Here is a 15,555-nt window from a genome sequence, read left to right on the forward strand (position 1 = left end):
GCGGTGTGGCGGACCGCCAGGTCGCTAAGAGTCGGCACCCGTGCATCATGCGTTCTTTGCTGGCCTGAACGCGAATCGGCCGATCCGGAACTGCGAAGATGCCCCCATGAAGCAGACCCCGGATCCCCTGGCCCGCCTGCGCACCGCGGCCGAGGCACGGCGCGCGGCAGGACTGAGGCGCACCCTGCGCGCCCGCACGCCCGACGACGAAGGCCTGATCGACCTGGCCTCCAACGACTACCTCGGGCTGGCCAGGGATCCGCGGCTGGCCGAGGCCGCCGCCGAGGCCACCCGCACCTGGGGCACCGGCTCCACCGGCTCCCGCCTGGTCACCGGCTCCACCGCGCTGCACGCCCGGCTGGAGGAGGCGCTGGCCGCCTTCGCGGGGGCCGAGGGCGCGCTGGTCTTCTCCTCCGGCTACCTGGCCAACCTGGCGGCCGTCGCGGCGCTGGGCGCCGGTGCGCTGGTGGTCTCCGACGCGGGCAACCACGCCTCGATCGTGGACGCCTGCAGGCTCTCCCGCTCCCGCGTGGCCGTGACCCCGCACGGGGACGCGGCCGCCGTGGAGAAGGCCCTGGCCGACCGCGCCGAGGAGCACGCGCTCGTCGTCACCGACGCGGTCTTCTCCGTGGACGGTGACCTGGCCCCGCTGGAGGAGCTGCACGCCGCGGCCGTACGGCAGGGCGCGCTGCTGGTGGTGGACGAGGCGCACTCGCTCGGCGTGGTGGGGCCCGGCGGACGGGGCGCGGTGCACGCCGCGGGTCTGGCCGGTGAACGGACGGTTGTGAGAACGGTCACACTGTCGAAATCGCTGGGTTCCCAGGGCGGAGCCGTGCTCGGCGCGCCCGAGGTGGTGGAGACCCTGGTGGACACGGGCCGCTCGTTCATCTTCGACACCGGGCTGGCCCCGGGCAGCGTGGCGGCGGCACTCGCCGCGGTCGATATCCTTCACCATCAGCCCGAACTGCCCGGACGCGTGCGGACCAGAGCGAGGGAGCTGGCCTCGATGGCCCGCGAACTCGGCCTGGAGACCGGCGAGCCGGCAGGTGCGGTCGTCCCCGTCGTCCTCGGCCGGCCCGAGACCGCACTGCGGGCCGCCGCCGTCTGTGCGGAACACGGAGTGCGGGCCGGATGCTTCCGGCCGCCCTCGGTGCCGGTCGGCCGCTCTTGCCTGCGGTTGACCGCGCGGGCCAATCTGAGTTCCGATGATCTCGCGGTGATCCGGGGTGCTCTCACCGCCGTCGCCGAGATGAAGGTGGGCAAGTGAGCGAACGCGGTGAGCGGGCCGGTCGGCACGGCGAGCCCGGCACGGCCGGCCGGGCGGGTTCCGACCCTGCGGGTGAGGAGCTTCCATGACGGACGACTCCCCCCGGATCCCGAAGTACTACGACGTCAAGCGGAGCCTCCTCTCCCTCACCAAGAGCCTGCCGGCGGGCAGCGCGCTGCCTCCGGAGAGGACGCTCGCGGTCCGCTTCGAGACCTCGCGGACCACCGTGCGCCAGGCGCTGTCGGAGCTCGTGGTCGAGGGCCGGCTGGTCCGCATCCAGGGCAAGGGCACGTTCGTCGCGCAGCCGAAGGTCGCCCAGGTCCTCCAGCTCACCTCCTACACCGGCGACCTGCGGACCGTCGGCCTGGAACCCGACACCAAGATCCTGGACATCAGCTACGTCACGGCCGACGAGCCCCTGGCCCGACGGCTGGCGATCAACCCCGGCGGGCGCGTACTCCGCATCCACCGGCTCCGCCTGGCCAACGGCGAGCCGATGTCGATCGACACCACCCACCTGTCCGCCCGCCGCTTTCCCCGGCTCCGGCGGGAGCTGGAGGTGCACTCCTCGCTGTACGAGACGCTGCACAACGCCTACAACGTGCGGCTGATGGACGCCGAGGAGATCATCGAGACCGTGCTGGCGACGCCGTACGACGCCCAGGTGCTGAGCGTCGACGTCGGCCTGCCGATGCTGCTGCTCACCCGGCACGCCTTCGACGCCGACGGCAACCCCGTGGAGTGGGCGCAGTCGCTCTACCGCGGCGACCGCTACAAGTTCGTCACCCGCCTGCGCCGCCCCTGACGGGAGTGTGCGGCACGCCGCCCCGCGCCCGCGGCCGGGCTCCCCGTAGGCTGAGGCGGATGAGCATTCTCGTGGTCACCGGGACCGACACCGGGGTGGGGAAGACGGTCGTCACGGCCGCCGTGGCGGCGCTGGCGCGGGAGCGGGGCTCGACCGTGGCGGTGGTCAAACCGGCCCAGACCGGCGTCGGGGAGAACGAGCCCGGAGATCTGGACGAGGTCATCCGACTGTCCGGGGTGACGACCACGTTCGAGCTCGCGCGGTTCCCCGATCCCCTGGCCCCGGCCGCCGCCGCGCGCGTCGCGGGGCTGCCCCCGGTCTCCCTCGCGGAGGCGGCCGTGCGGATCAAGGAGCTGACCGGGTCGCACCGGCTGGTCGTCGTGGAGGGCGCGGGCGGGCTGCTCGTCCGCTTCGACGAGGAGGGGTTCACGCTCGCGGACCTGGCCCGGATGCTGCACGCGCCGGTGCTGGTGGTGGCCAGGGCCGCGCTGGGCACGCTCAACCACACCGCGCTGACGCTGGAGGCCGTGGCGGGCCGCGGTCTCGACCTGGCCGGCCTGGTGATCGGCTCGTGGCCGGCGGAACCCGGCCTGGCCGAGCGGTGCAACGTGGCGGACCTGGAGATGCTGGCCGCCCGGCCGCTGGCGGGCGTGCTGCCGGAGGGGGCCGGCGGGCTGGACCGCGAGTCCTTCACCCGGGTGGCGCGCTCGGGGCTGAGCCCGGTCCTGGGCGGCGGGTTCGACCCCGCCGCCTTCAGGAGCACCCTTACGCTTTCCCCGTAGTCCCCGTAGTTCCGAGCAGCGCGGAACGGCGCGGAGCGGTACCGGGCGGCGGCCTCCGCGGCTCCGCGCGGTTCCGGGTCCCCCGTTCCCCTCGTTTCCTCCTAGCCGTCACCGCAGAGTGGAGTCAGAAGTTGAGCGACATCCTCGAGATCGCCCGGGTGCAGGTCCTGGACGAGGGCCGGGGCCTCGGCACCGCCCAGGCGCTGGAGTGCCTGGAGCTGCCCGACGACCGCCTGGCCGACCTCCTCGCCCTCGCGCACGAGGTGCGGATGAAGTGGTGCGGCCCGGAGGTGGAGGTCGAGGGGATCGTCTCCCTCAAGACCGGCGGCTGCCCCGAGGACTGCCACTTCTGCTCCCAATCGGGGCAGTTCCCCTCGCCGGTCCGCGCCGCCTGGCTGGACATCCCGTCGCTCGTCCAGGCGGCGAAGGAGACGGCGGCGACCGGAGCCACGGAGTTCTGCATCGTGGCCGCCGTGCGCGGGCCCGACCGGCGCCTCATGGACCAGGTCCGCGAGGGTGTGGCGGCGATCCGGGAGGCGGTCGACATCAACGTCGCCTGCTCGCTGGGCATGCTCACCCGGGAGCAGGTGGAGGAACTGGCCGCCCTCGGCGTGCACCGCTACAACCACAACCTGGAGACCGCGAGGTCGCACTTCGGCAAGGTCGTCACCACCCACACCTGGGAGGAGCGCTGGGACACCTGCCTGATGGTCCGCGAGGCCGGCATGGAGCTGTGCTGCGGCGGCATCGTGGGCATGGGCGAGACGCTGGAGCAGCGGGCCGAGTTCGCCGGGCAGCTCGGCGAACTGGCGCCCGACGAGGTCCCGCTCAACTTCCTCAACCCGCGCCCCGGCACGCCGTTCGAGCGGTTCCCGCTGCTGGAGGGGAGCGAGGCGCTCAAGACGATCGCGACCTTCCGGCTGGCGCTGCCGCGCACGATCCTGCGCTACGCGGGCGGGCGTGAGCTGACCCTGGGCGACCTGGGGACCCGGGACGGCATGCTCGGCGGGATCAACGCGATCATCGTCGGCAACTACCTGACCACCCTCGGCCGCACCGCCGAGCAGGACCTCGGCCTGCTGGCGGACCTGCGGATGCCGATCAAGGCGCTCTCCGACACGCTGTGACCCGGTCGCCCACCCCGGCCATCGGAAAGTAGCGGAAAGTTAACTCTCCGTACGGCTGATCTCGATGCGTGCGCGTGTGACAGGGGGGAATCTGGGGAGGTAGAAGGCCACGAACACCCCCGAGCAACTCCCCTGTCCGGCTAAGTGACTGACTGGTAGGTTTCGCGGTATGGAGTCGTCCCCCAAGCACGCCGGCGACATCGCGGTCGCCGTCTCCAAGGCCTACGGCATCGAAACCATGTTCACCCTGTCCGGCGGGCACGTCTTCCCGCTCTACGACGGGGCGGTGCACGAAGGCGTGTCCATCCTCGACGTGCGGCACGAGCAGAGCGCGGTCTTCGCCGCCGAGGCCACCGCCCGGCTCACCCGCAGGCCCGGCCTGGCCGTGCTCACCGCGGGGCCCGGCGTCACCAACGGCGTCAGCGGCGTGGCCACCGCGCACTTCAACGGCTCCCCCGTCGTCGTCATGGGAGGACGGGCCCCCCGGTCCCGCTGGGGCTCCGGAGCGCTGCAGGAGATGGACCACCCGCCGCTGCTCGCGCCGGTCACCAAGCTCGCCTTCACCGGCTCGGGCGCCGACTCCGTCGGGCAGGACGTCGAGATGGCCTTCCGCACGGCCATCGCCCCGCACCGGGGTCCGGTCTTCCTCGACTTCCACATGGACGACCTGTTCGCCCCGGCGGCCGAGCACCACACCGAGACGCTCACCCCCTCCCCGCTCGAACCCGACGCGGGCGCCCTCGCGCAGATCGCCGCACTGCTCGCCGAGGCGGAGCGGCCGATCCTGGTGCTCGGCTCCGACGTGTGGATGGACCGCGCCGAGGAGGTCGCCCGGAGCTTCGCCGAGGAGTACCGCCTGCCGGTCATCCCCAACGGCCAGGGCCGCGGCATCCTGCCGGCCGGGCACGAGCTGCTGGTCAACCGCGCCCGGGGACTGGCCTTCGCCCAGGCCGACCTGGTGATCGTGGCGGGCACCCCGCTGGACTTCCGGCTCGGCTACGGCTGGTTCGGGGGCAAGGAGGGCGCGCCGCTCGCCAAGGTGGTGCACCTGACCGACGCGCCGTCGCAGGTCGCCACGCACATGAAGCCCGCCGGGGCCGCCGCCGGCGACCTGTCCCTGGTCTTCTGGGGCCTGACCTCGGCGTGCGCCGAGGCGGGCGTCTCCCCCAAGACCTACGCCCCGTGGCTGTCGACCCTGGCCGAGGCGTCCAGGGCCGCCATCGCCGGGGACGTCCAGCTGCTGGAGTCCGCCTCCGACCCGATCCACCCGATGCGGATCTACGGTGAGCTCGGCAGGATCCTCGCCGACGACGCCGTGGTGATCGGCGACGGCGGCGACTTCGTCTCCTACGCGGGCAAGTACGTCGAGCCCCGCCAGCCCGGCAACTGGCTCGACCCGGGCCCCTACGGCTGCCTGGGCACCGGCCTGGGCTACGCGATCGCCGCCCGGCTGGCCCGGCCCTCCTCGCAGGTCGTGCTGCTGCTCGGCGACGGCGCGGCCGGTTTCTCGCTGATGGACGTCGACACGCTCGTACGGCACCGCCTGCCGGTCGTGATGATCTGCGGCAACAACGGCATGTGGGGTCTGGAGAAGCACCCCATGCAGATGCTCTACGGCTACGACGTGGCCGCCGAGCTCCAGCCGCAGTGCCGCTACGACCAGGTGGTGACCGCCCTGGGCGGCGGCGGTGAGCTCGTCACCGACCCGTCGCAGATCGGTCCCGCGCTGCGCCGCGCGTTCGACTCCGGCGTGCCGTACATGGTGAACATCGCCACCGACCCGTCCGTGGCCTACCCGCGCACCACCACCGGCGTGTGAGGTCCCCCGCGCAGCGACTCGGGCCGTGGGCCCGGGCCTCTGCGCGGGGGGCGCCGGGCGAGTTCTCAGCCGGCGCCCCGGCGGGTCAGCCCTTGGTCGCCGTCGGCGTGGGAGTCTGCGTCGGGTCGCCGGCACACGCCACGGCGTCCGCGATGAGCTCGACCGGGACCCGGGGATCCAGCATCTCCCCGGCCGGGGGGTACTGCTGGTAGACGATCCAGCACTTCTGCGTCTCGGATCCGCCGCTCTTCTGGACCTTCCCTCTCAGTCCGGCGGCCTTGAGCTGCTGGAGCGCCGCATCGAGCGGCAGCTGGGTGACGTTCGGCACCTTCTTCTTCGCCACCGGCGTCGGCGTCGGCGTCGGACTGGGGCTCCCCTTGGTGGGGGTGGGCTTCGGCGACGGGCTCTTCGTCGGGGTCGGGGTGGGCTCCGGCTCCTCGGTGACCTCGGGCGTGGGGTCGGGGACTTGGCGGTTCTGCGTCGGAGTGGGCTTGGGACGTGTCCGGGTCGGCTTCGGCGACGGGCTCTTCGTCGGCTCAGTGTCGACGGGCCTCACGGCCGGATCGGTCGCCCTGGCCCTGTCGATGCCCGGCACCTCGGAACTCGCCGCCATGGTGTTGAGCGCCACCGCGACCAGCCCGCCGCAGACCACGACGGCGCCCGCCGAGGCCATGGCCAGCAGCCCGCCCCGGCGCTTGGGCTTCGCGCCCCGGCGGCCCCGCCTCCCGGGGGAGAGCTCGGTGGGCGTGCCGGGCGGCGCCGGCGAGGCCGCCTGCCATCCGGCGGTCGGCTGCGCGGCCGCGCTCCAGCCGGTCTCGGGGTACGGGCCGTCCTGCCGCGGGGCGGCGCCCTGACCGGCCAGGCCCTGGACGGCTCCGGGCATCGGCTGCTGGGCCGGCGGGAGCACCGTCGCCCCGGTCTCCGGGCCGGCGATCGCCTGCCGCGCGGCGGTGCTCATCGCGGCGGCGCTGGGGAAGCGCCGGGCGGGGTCCTTGGAGAGGGCCCGCTCCACCAGGGCCCGGATCGCCGGCGGGATGCGCTCGGGGAGCGGCGGCGGAGCCTCCCGGATGTGCTTGAGCGCGATCGTGACCGGGCTGTCGCCGTCGAAGGGCCGCTGGCCCGCCAGGCACTCGTAGGCGACCACGCCCAGGGCGTAGATGTCCACCGCGGGGGTGACCGGCGCGCCCTCGGCCTGCTCGGGCGCGCAGTAGGAGGCGGTGCCGAGCACCATGCCCGCGTCGGTCAGCCGGCTGGCGGCGTCGGATCTGGCGATGCCGAAGTCGGTGAGCACGAGCGTGCCGTCGGACCGGACCAGCAGGTTGCCGGGCTTGACGTCCCGGTGGACGATGCCCTGGTCGTGGACCGCCTGCAGGGCCGAGGCCGCCTGGGCGATGAGCTCCATCGCGGCGCCGGGGGCGATGCTGCCCAGCCTGCCGAGCAGCCGGTCGAGCGGCTCGCCGTCCACGAACTTCATCACCAGGTATGCCGTCGCCCCCGCGCCGGGCACCTCGTGAACCCCGTAGTCGTAGACGTCGACGACCCCCGGATGATTGATCGTCGCCATCGCCCGGGCCTCGCCCTGGAACCTCACCAGGAACCCCGGATCGTCGGTGCGGCCCGGAAGCAACACCTTCACGGCGACGGTGCGGGCCAGGACCGTGTCCTCGCCACGCCACACTTCGCCCATGCCGCCGGCACCGATGCGGGTATCTAAGCGATACCGCCCGGCCAGCGTCGTGCCTTGGGCCACCATGACTACTCCCCCGTAACCCTCTCCACTCCCACCCCAGGGTTCTCCAACAAAGCGGATTTGTATCGCGGCAACGTCACGGCAGCATAACGAAGGCCTGTATGCCGTTTGCCCGCTCGCTGTGGGACGAGCGGCAGCATGACACAAAAGTCCAAACTTTGGGGGTATTTACATATTTTGCCACGTCCGGCCGGACGGCCCGGTCCGCAACGGGGATCCGCTCCCTCCACGCCGGGCCCGGCACCGGTCACGGCGAGCCTCGCGTCCTCCACCGCGGAGCGGCCCGGCGCGCTCGCGGACCGGTCATCCGCTGAGCGTGCCGTGCTCCACGCACCGGGCCGACCAGCCCAGCGGGGTCACCTGGACCACCATCCGGCGGCGGCAGCGGGAGCAGTAGCGCGGCGGCTCCATCGCCCGCGCGGCGAGGCAGGACGCGTGCTCGCCCGCATCGGCCGGGAGACCGCAGTGATCGCAGTATGAGGTCACGGCTCAGACCCTATGCTGACGCGCATGACGCTCGCTCCCGGTCTGCGCTCCCGGCTGCTCATCATGGTGGAGAAGGAGGACACCGCCGTGAAGGTCGGCAGCGGCGACGTCCCCGTGCTGGGCACTCCCCGCCTGCTCGCCTTCGCCGAACGCGCCACCGTCCAGGCGGTCGCGGACGTCCTCGGGCCCGGCCAGACCTCCGTGGGCACCAGGGTCGCCCTGGAGCACCTGGCGGCCAGCCCGATCGGCGCCCACGTCGAGATCTCCGCCGAGCTCACCGAGGTCGACGGCCGCCGGCTGGTCTTCGCCTTCACCGCACGCGACGGGCAGGCGACCGTCGCGACGGGGACGATCGAGCGCGTGGTCGTCGACCGCGAGCGCTTTCTCGCCAGGCACGTCCGCTGACCGCGAGCGCTCCCTCGCCGACACGTCCGCCGCCCGCACCCGCCGCACCCCGGCCGGTCGCCTCCCGCGCGGCGCGGCTCCGGCCGGGGACTACTCGATGACGGCGATGAGGTCGCCCTCCTGGATGACGTCTCCCTCGGCCACCTTGAGCTGCGCCACCACACCGTCGTCCTCCGCGATGACCGGGATCTCCATCTTCATCGACTCCAGGATGACCAGGGTGTCGCCGTCCTCCACGGTGTCGCCCTCCTTGACGAGCACCTTCCAGACGTTCGCCACCATCTCCGCGCGTACTTCAGCCACCGGGAACTCCCATCACTGTCACTGTCAACGATCGCGCCCGCTCCGGCCTCCGCCGGAGCAGGGACGAGTCATGCCGCGCCGTACGCGCCCGATCCTCCGTGCCCGGCCCGCCGCCCGCACCCTCCAACTGTGCCAGAACGATCAGGCCCTCATACGGGACACCAGTCCGGTGTCGTAGTCGCCGGAGACGAACTCGGGGTGCTCCAGCAGCTCGGCGCAGAACGGCAGGTTGTTCTTGGGGCCCTCGACCAGGAAGCCCGCCACCGCCTTGCGGGCGCGCTCCAGGGCCTCGTCCCGCGTCCGGCCGAAGACGCACAGCTTGGCCATCAGCGGGTCGTAGAACGGCGTGACCGTGTTGCCGGCGGTGTAGCCGGAGTCGATCCGCACGCCCTCCCCGGACGGCTCCTCCCACACGTCGATCTTGCCGGGTCCGGGGAAGAACCGCTTGGGGTCCTCGGCGTAGACCCGGAACTCGATCGCGTGCCCGGCGGGGGCCACCCGCAGGTCCACCGCCTCGCCCGCGGCGATCCGCAGCTGCTGCTCCACCAGGTCCACGCCGGTGACCAGCTCGGTGACGGGGTGCTCGACCTGGAGCCTGGTGTTCATCTCCAGGAACACGAAGTCCTGCGCGTCCGCGTCGACCAGGCACTCCACGGTCCCGGCGCCCAGATAGCCGACGGCCTCGCCCGCCCGTACGGCCGCGGCCAGCATGCGCTCGCGCAGCTCCGGGGTGATGCCGGGGGACGGGGTCTCCTCCACGACCTTCTGGTGGCGGCGCTGCACCGAGCAGTCCCGCTCGCCCAGCGCGACGACCCTCCCGTCCGGGAGACCGAGGATCTGCACCTCGACGTGACGGGCGCGCTCGATGTAGCGCTCGAGCAGGATCGCGGGACCGCCTCCGGCTCCGCCGAACCGCGCCGCGGCGCGCGCGGCCGTCTCGAAGGCCTTGGTCAGCCCCGCCTCGTCGTGGGCGACGCCCATCCCGATGCCGCCGCCGCCACCGGCCGCCTTCACCATGACCGGGTAGCCGATCCCGGCCGCGGCGGCCACGGCCTGCTCCAGGTCGGTGACCGGCTCCCTGGTCCCGGCCGCGACGGGCACGCCCGCGGCCTCCATCAGGTTACGGGCGTTGATCTTGTCGCCCATCCGCTCGATCGCCTCGGGCGAGGGGCCGATCCAGACCAGCCCCGCGTCGATCACGGCACGCGCGAAGTCCGCGTTCTCGGAGAAGAAGCCGTATCCGGGGTGGACCGCCTGCGCGCCGGAGGCGCGGGCGGCCTCGATCACCTTGCCCGCGTCGAGGTAGCTCTGCGCGGGATTGGCGGGACCCAACAGGATCGCCTCGTCGGCCTCCTTCACGAACGGCAGGTCCGCGTCGGCCTCGGAGTACACCGCGATGGCCCTCGCCCCCATGCGGCGGACCGTGCGGATGACGCGCCGGGCGATTTCGCCTCGGTTCGCGACCAGGACAGACTCGAACACGTAGTGGCCCCTTTCGACCGCTCCACCCTATGGCCGAGATCTCGGCACAGCCTTTCGCCCGACGCCACTGATCACAGCGGCGCGAACTGTAGGAAACTTACAATGCGCGGGGCGGGAAACCCCGGTGCGACAAGCCGTGAGAGCTCACCTCGTGAGCGGATCAGTAGCGGGCGAGACGCCCGGTGACCCGCGCCAGCGCCTCGACGACGGCCGGGTCGTACTCCACTCCGGAACCGAGGCGGAGCCGTTCCAGCGCGGCCCCCGCCCGGTCACGGTCGGTGGAGCCGCCGACCAGGTCGTCGTAGGCGTTGGCGGCCTTGATGATGCGGCTCGACAGCGGCGGCGCCGTACCGCAGGGCTCGCACTGGCGGCGGACGATCTCCGCCACCCGGTCCAGCACCCCCGTCTGCCGGATCACCTCGGCGCCCAGCTCGGCGATGCGGCGCGCCTGCGCCGGGTCGGTGAGCACGGTCGCGCCGCCGGGGATCGGGTCGCGGAGCGAGAGCTGGCCGATGTCGTGCATGAGCGCGGCGTACTCCAGCTCCAGCAGTTCGGGCTCCGCCATGCCCAGTTCCCGCCCGGCGGCGACCGACAGGCGGCTCACCCGGCGCGAGTGTCCCGGCTCGACGTAGCCGGCCACCTCGGTCACCTGCGAGAGCGCCCGCACGGTCTGCAGGTAGGTGGCCCGGATCCCCGCGTACTTGCGGAAGGCCACCTGGGTCACCAGCAGCGGAGCGGCGAAGACCAGCAGTGCGGCCATGTCCATGCTGTGCGAGGCGAGCGCCAGCAGGACGCCGGAGGCCGCCACCGCGGTGCCCAGCGGGGCGGCCATCCGCAGCTCGTCGCGGACGGCCACCGCGAACGCGGCGCGCACCTGCTCCGCCCGCAGGACGGCCGCCAGCAACACGTCCACCAGCACCGTCACCAGGATCAACGCGGTCATCACGCCCAGCGCGGGCGTCCAGCTCCCGTCGGGCGGGAGGGTCGTCAGGCGGAGCGGCTCGGCCAGCGGGCGGTAGGCGATGGCCAGCAGGGAGCCGGTGAGGAGCCTGCGGGCCAGCGCGTCGAGCTGCGGCGGGCGCCCGACCGCCAGGTGCGGCAGCGCCCCGGCCACCATCCCGACCGCCGTCACCGCGACGACCTGCAGGGCGGGATGCTCCGCCCGGGTGGTCCCCACGTCCAGCAGCAGGGTGTAGCCGAGCGCCGCGGCGGCTCCGATCGGAGCCACCTCCCGGTTGCCCGGCATGGTGAGCCTGGCCAGTTCCCCCGCCGCGATCAGCGCGCCGAACCCGATGGCGAACTCGGCCTGGACCAGCCCCACCGCCGCCGTGTACGCCACGCCCGCCAGCGCCATCAGACCCGCCGCGGAGATGAGCAGGACCTGCCCGGAGTCGAGCCGCCGGAACGCCCGCGCGGCCGTGAGCGCAGCCGTGTTCGTCATCGTTCCGTCCCCGTGGTCACGTCCGACACCACCTGGATCGGGGCGGTCGGGTCGTCGTGGTCCTTGGTGGTGGTCTCCGCCGCGTCCGCCGGCGGGGCCGCCACCTTGCACGGCGGTTCCCACCCCTGGCGGTCCAGGGCGCGCAGGAAGGCGTTCACCATCACCGGGTCGAACTGGGCGCCCGCCCCCTTGCGCAGCTCCTCCGTGGCGACCTCGACCGACCGCGCGTTGCGGTAGGAGCGGTCGGAGGTCATCGCGTCGAAGGCGTCGGCCACCGCGATGATCCGGGCGAACTCCGGGATCTCGTCACCGGCCAGCCCCATCGGGTAGCCCCTGCCGTCCTGCCGCTCGTGGTGGTGCATGATCCCGGCGAAGGCCTCGTCCAGGAAGTCGATGCCCCGCACGATCTCCAGTCCCCGCATCGGGTGGAGCTGGATGGCGGCGAACTCCTCCTCGGTGAGCGGCCCCTCCTTCTGCAGCACCTTCGTCGGCACGCCCAGCTTGCCCACGTCGTGGAGCATCCCGGCGTAGCGGATCGCGCGCAGCCGCTCCGAGCCCATCCCGATCTCCTCGGCGATCATCCCCGAGGCCCGGGAGACGCGGGTGCAGTGTCCGCGGGTGTAGTAGTCCTTCGTCTCCACCGCCTGGCAGAGCGCGGCGATCGTGGCGTCGTAGGAGCGCTGCTGGGCGAGGTACTGGCCGAAGGCCCAGCGGGCGACGAACAGCGGGATCAGCACCAGCACCGCGGCGATCGAGTTGACCGTCGTCCAGAGCCCGGCGATCAGCAGGCCGAAGGTGGCGTATCCCAGGTAGGAGACCATGAACTGGGCCAGTCCGCGCAGCGGGACCTGGTCGGCCTGGCCGGTCGCCGCCAGGACCAGCGCGATCAGCACGAAGTTCAGCGGCACGAACACCGCCGCCGCGCCCGCGAACGGCACGATCAGGTCGCTGAACTCGACGCCTCCGCCGCCCCCGACGCCCGGCACCCCGGCGGGCCGGCCGAGCAGGCTCTCGTAGACCCAGCCCGCCACGTAGCCGCAGAGCGCGAACTGCGCGCCGTTGAACAGCCGCTTCACCAGCGGCAGCCCCGGGCGCACGCTGAGCACGGCCGTCATGCCGACGAGCGCCGCGCCTTCGGGACCCGTCAGCACCACCGCGGCGAGCGCGGCCGAGAAACTGACCGAGACCGCGGCCTGCCTGACACTGAGGAGTGTCGGCATCGACTCGCACACCAGGAACAGCAGGGCCAGCACCAGCAGGGTGGACCATTCGAGCTGCTCGATCCTGCCGTTCCCGGCCACGCCGTGGACGAGCAGCCCGAAGGCCGTCCCGATCACGGCGACAAGGTAGACCTTGGCAAACCATGGCAGTCCACGCAATGCGGCCACCCTAGGGGTCCTACGGGCGCGTGTTCAGGTCCAGGAGATCCCCGGGTGCGCCCGGCTGACCGTTTCCTTCGACATGCGCTGCCTCCACGTTGATTTCGCGTCTCAGGCTACAGAAGCGAATCGGATCCGGCAGGACGGACCGGCAATCGCAAGCAAAGCGTAACCAACCCAGCACGAGGAGTTGGCCGACGGGGCGGCGCGGATGCCGTCCGCCGTCACCCCTGCCGGGCCGCGGAGCGGGTCATCGCCCACTCGACGGTGCGCTTCAACCCGGTCGCCAGATCCGTCCGGGGCCGCCAGCCGAGCGCCTCGGCCGCGGGGGCGGGGTCGACCGCCATCGCCGGCAGGTCTCCCAGTCGTGCGGGCGCGCTCCCCGGCTCGTCGGCCGCCCCGGCCGCCGTCGCGACCAGGGTGTGCAGCTCCCGGTCGGTGGTCTGCACCCCGGTGCCCAGGTTGAACCGCCCGCCGCCGCCCGCCTCCCCGCACGCGCGGGCGAAACCGTCCACCACGTCGTCGATGTAGACGTAGTCGCGCGTCTGCGTGCCGTCGCCGTAGACCACGGTGGGGGCCCCGTTGAGCAGCGCGTCGGTGAAGATCGCGACCACCCCGGCCTCTCCCTCGGGCGACTGGCGGGGACCGTAGACGTTGGAGAGCACCAGGGTGGTGTAGTCGATGCCGTGCAGCGCCTTGAAGGCGGCGAGATAGACCTCCGCGCTCAGCTTCGAGGCGGCGTACGGCGAACGCGGGTCGGTCGCGGCGTCCCCGGGGACCGGGATGACCGTGGGACGGCCGTACACCGCGACGGAGGAGGCGAAGACGACCTTGCGCGTGCCGCCCCGGCAGGCGGCGGACAGGACCGCGACAGTGCCCTCCACGTTGAGCCGGGCGTCGCGGACCGGGTCCGCCACGCTCTTGCGCACGCTGATCTGCGCGGCGAGGTGGCAGACCACCTCCGGCCGGAAGTCGGCGGCCAGACCGGCCAGCGCGGGGTCGAGGATGTCCATCTCGTGCAGGCTGAAGCGCGGGTCCCCCTCCGCCCCGGCCAGGTTGCGGCGGCTCCCCGAGGACAGGTCGTCCACGACCCCGACCTCGTGACCGTCCGCCAGCAACCGGTCCACCAGGTTCGACCCGATGAACCCGGCCCCTCCGGTGACGAGCACCCGCATGCCGACCCCCGTTCTCGTTGCCTGGCCGCGACCGGGTTCCTGCGGGGGCCTCTCACCTCTTCCGGGGAGGGCTCACCCGCCTGCCCGCGCGGCCGCCGTCGTACGAGAGATCCTAGGGGTCAGGTCGCCGGCTCGCCGCGGATCCCGGCCCGCAGGTCCTCGGGCGCCGCGTCGCACGTACGGGAGGCCCCAGGGGTCAGGTCGCCAGCTCGCCGCGGACCTGATCGATCCGGTCGCGGATCCTGGCCCGCAGGTCCTCGGGCGCCGCGTCGCAGCCGCAGTGCCTGGCCACCAGCTGCTTGACCACCTGGTCCAGGCCGTACTCCCGCAGGCACGGGCCGCACTCGTCCAGGTGCTGGCGGATGTCGGCGCAGTCGCCCTCGTCGAGCTCGCCGTCGAGGTAGGTGTAGACCTTGTCCAGGACCTCGCGGCAGTCCGTGTCGTGGTGATCTCCACAGCTCACTTTGCACCCTCCGCAGGAACCAGGCCACGCTCCCGGGCGTAGTCCTCGAGTTGCGTCCGCAGCTGACGGCGGCCACGGTGGAGCCGCGACATCACGGTCCCGATGGGGGTCCCCATGATCTCGGCGATCTCCTTGTAGGGGAATCCCTCGACGTCGGCGAGGTAGACCGCGATCCGGAAGTCCTCCGGGAGCGCCGCCAGCGCGTCCTTGACGTCGCTGTCCGGCAGGTGGTCGAGCGCCTCGATCTCGGCGGACTTCAGTCCCGTCGAGGTGTGCGACTCCGCCCTCGCCAGCTGCCAGTCCTCGATCTCCTCGGTGCCGGCCTGCTTGGGCTCCCGCTGCTTCTTGCGGTAGCTGTTGATGAAGGTGTTGGTGAGGATGCGGTAGAGCCAGGCCTTGAGGTTCGTGCCCTCCTGGAACTGGTGGAAGGAGGCGAAGGCCTTGGCGAAGGTCTCCTGGAGGAGGTCCTCCGCATCCGCGGGATTCCGGGTCATCCGGAGCGCGGCGGAGTAGAGCTGGTCGAGGTAGGGCATCACGTCCCGCTCGAACCGTTCGCTCCGCTGTTCCAGAGTCTCCGCATCTGTCGCAGGGACCGGACCCACCCCCTTAGGATCTCCGGAGTCCGGCTCACGCGGGACACCGTACTGAGCGGAGGATACCCGCTCGCCAGGGAAAGCCCGGTCACCGGGGCGGGCGACGGGTTCGATCAACGCGAGCATTCGCTTGCCAACCTCCCGGAAGGGTGTGCGCTGTTCGTTGGCAACACGCCCGTCCGGCCGTCTGTTCCCTCAAGATGGAAGGTGACGAACGACCCGGTACGGGGAAAAACATACGTACCGGCAGGTAGCTTCAGACCACCGGAACCCCGACG

General features: G+C 72.5%; 15 protein-coding genes. 6 read left to right on the plus strand and 9 right to left on the minus strand.

All coding sequences use genetic code 11. The features are described from left to right. Window positions 1-106 precede the first annotated feature (106 nt). The 5 genes from HS048_RS33145 to HS048_RS33165 all read left to right on the plus strand — a co-directional run bounded on the left by HS048_RS33145 (window position 107) and on the right by HS048_RS33165 (window position 5,800). The gene (locus tag HS048_RS33145) at window positions 107-1,267 is read left to right on the plus strand and encodes an 8-amino-7-oxononanoate synthase (RefSeq protein ID WP_068897753.1); all 1,161 of its coding nucleotides are present in this window, start codon (window positions 107-109) and stop codon (window positions 1,265-1,267) included. An 85-nt stretch (window positions 1,268-1,352) separates the two neighbouring features. Further along, window positions 1,353-2,072, plus strand: a complete 720-nt coding sequence (locus HS048_RS33150; RefSeq protein WP_068897754.1) for a GntR family transcriptional regulator — start codon at window positions 1,353-1,355, stop codon at window positions 2,070-2,072. A gap of 59 nt (window positions 2,073-2,131) precedes the next feature. Then, window positions 2,132-2,854: a dethiobiotin synthase gene (bioD, locus tag HS048_RS33155; protein ID WP_068897755.1), complete on the plus strand. Its 723-nt coding sequence runs from the start codon at window positions 2,132-2,134 to the stop codon at window positions 2,852-2,854. Between the two features lie 131 nt (window positions 2,855-2,985). Further along, complete coding sequence (bioB, locus tag HS048_RS33160; RefSeq protein ID WP_068897756.1) at window positions 2,986-3,981, plus strand: biotin synthase BioB; 996 nt, start codon at window positions 2,986-2,988, stop codon at window positions 3,979-3,981. 169 nt (window positions 3,982-4,150) lie between these two features. After that, a complete protein-coding gene (locus tag HS048_RS33165; protein WP_068897757.1) occupies window positions 4,151-5,800 on the plus strand; it encodes an acetolactate synthase in 1,650 nt (549 codons plus the stop codon). A gap of 85 nt (window positions 5,801-5,885) precedes the next feature. On the opposite strand, the gene HS048_RS33170 is transcribed toward HS048_RS33165, so the two are convergent. Continuing rightward, the gene (locus HS048_RS33170) at window positions 5,886-7,553 is read right to left on the minus strand and encodes a serine/threonine protein kinase (RefSeq protein WP_196469846.1); all 1,668 of its coding nucleotides are present in this window, start codon (window positions 7,551-7,553) and stop codon (window positions 5,886-5,888) included. 300 nt (window positions 7,554-7,853) lie between these two features. Further along, window positions 7,854-8,036 carry a hypothetical protein gene (locus HS048_RS33175; RefSeq protein WP_068897759.1) on the minus strand — a complete coding sequence of 61 codons (183 nt, stop codon included), beginning with the start codon at window positions 8,034-8,036 and terminating at the stop codon, window positions 7,854-7,856. Window positions 8,037-8,060: 24 nt separating this feature from the next. On the opposite strand from HS048_RS33175, the gene HS048_RS33180 reads away from it, so the two are divergent. Further along, the gene (locus HS048_RS33180; protein ID WP_230882420.1) at window positions 8,061-8,441 is read left to right on the plus strand and encodes a thioesterase family protein; all 381 of its coding nucleotides are present in this window, start codon (window positions 8,061-8,063) and stop codon (window positions 8,439-8,441) included. Window positions 8,442-8,531: 90 nt separating this feature from the next. Here the strand turns inward: HS048_RS33180 and HS048_RS33185 are convergent, their stop codons facing one another. The 7 genes from HS048_RS33185 to HS048_RS33215 form a co-directional block, all read right to left on the minus strand. Next, complete coding sequence (locus HS048_RS33185) at window positions 8,532-8,744, minus strand: biotin/lipoyl-binding carrier protein (protein ID WP_153054295.1); 213 nt, start codon at window positions 8,742-8,744, stop codon at window positions 8,532-8,534. Window positions 8,745-8,885: 141 nt separating this feature from the next. Further along, window positions 8,886-10,226 carry an acetyl/propionyl/methylcrotonyl-CoA carboxylase subunit alpha gene (locus tag HS048_RS33190; protein WP_196469847.1) on the minus strand — a complete coding sequence of 447 codons (1,341 nt, stop codon included), beginning with the start codon at window positions 10,224-10,226 and terminating at the stop codon, window positions 8,886-8,888. Window positions 10,227-10,386: 160 nt separating this feature from the next. Further along, window positions 10,387-11,667: an HD-GYP domain-containing protein gene (locus HS048_RS33195; RefSeq protein ID WP_068897763.1), complete on the minus strand. Its 1,281-nt coding sequence runs from the start codon at window positions 11,665-11,667 to the stop codon at window positions 10,387-10,389. Further along, window positions 11,664-13,001: an HD-GYP domain-containing protein gene (locus tag HS048_RS33200; RefSeq protein WP_231647402.1), complete on the minus strand. Its 1,338-nt coding sequence runs from the start codon at window positions 12,999-13,001 to the stop codon at window positions 11,664-11,666. The genes HS048_RS33195 and HS048_RS33200 overlap by 4 nt, the downstream gene beginning before the upstream one ends. A 269-nt stretch (window positions 13,002-13,270) precedes the next feature. After that, window positions 13,271-14,221 (minus strand): NAD-dependent epimerase/dehydratase family protein, encoded by a 951-nt coding sequence (locus tag HS048_RS33205; RefSeq protein WP_196469848.1) that lies wholly within the window; start codon window positions 14,219-14,221, stop codon window positions 13,271-13,273. Between the two features lie 196 nt (window positions 14,222-14,417). Further along, window positions 14,418-14,684, minus strand: coding sequence for a mycothiol system anti-sigma-R factor (gene rsrA / locus HS048_RS33210; protein WP_068897766.1), 267 nt, complete (start codon window positions 14,682-14,684; stop codon window positions 14,418-14,420). Next, complete coding sequence (locus HS048_RS33215; protein WP_255529844.1) at window positions 14,681-15,403, minus strand: sigma-70 family RNA polymerase sigma factor; 723 nt, start codon at window positions 15,401-15,403, stop codon at window positions 14,681-14,683. The genes rsrA and HS048_RS33215 overlap by 4 nt, the downstream gene beginning before the upstream one ends. Window positions 15,404-15,555: the final 152 nt, after the last annotated feature.

The organism is Planomonospora sp. ID91781 (assembly GCF_015711595.1).
Taxonomy (GTDB): domain Bacteria; phylum Actinomycetota; class Actinomycetes; order Streptosporangiales; family Streptosporangiaceae; genus Planomonospora; species Planomonospora parontospora.

Excerpts from the sequence above, each read along its gene's own strand:
- HS048_RS33145 (WP_068897753.1), top strand. The coding sequence starts at position 107 with ATGAAGCAGACCCCGGATCCCCTGGCCCGCCTGCGCACCGCGGCCGAG.
- HS048_RS33150 (WP_068897754.1), top strand. The coding sequence starts at position 1,353 with ATGACGGACGACTCCCCCCGGATCCCGAAGTACTACGACGTCAAGCGG.
- bioD (WP_068897755.1), top strand. The coding sequence starts at position 2,132 with ATGAGCATTCTCGTGGTCACCGGGACCGACACCGGGGTGGGGAAGACG.
- HS048_RS33165 (WP_068897757.1), top strand. The coding sequence starts at position 4,151 with ATGGAGTCGTCCCCCAAGCACGCCGGCGACATCGCGGTCGCCGTCTCC.
- HS048_RS33170 (WP_196469846.1), bottom strand. The coding sequence starts at position 7,553 with ATGGTGGCCCAAGGCACGACGCTGGCCGGGCGGTATCGCTTAGATACC.
- HS048_RS33180 (WP_230882420.1), top strand. The coding sequence starts at position 8,061 with ATGACGCTCGCTCCCGGTCTGCGCTCCCGGCTGCTCATCATGGTGGAG.
- HS048_RS33195 (WP_068897763.1), bottom strand. The coding sequence starts at position 11,667 with ATGACGAACACGGCTGCGCTCACGGCCGCGCGGGCGTTCCGGCGGCTC.
- HS048_RS33205 (WP_196469848.1), bottom strand. The coding sequence starts at position 14,221 with ATGCGGGTGCTCGTCACCGGAGGGGCCGGGTTCATCGGGTCGAACCTG.
- HS048_RS33215 (WP_255529844.1), bottom strand. The coding sequence starts at position 15,403 with ATGCTCGCGTTGATCGAACCCGTCGCCCGCCCCGGTGACCGGGCTTTC.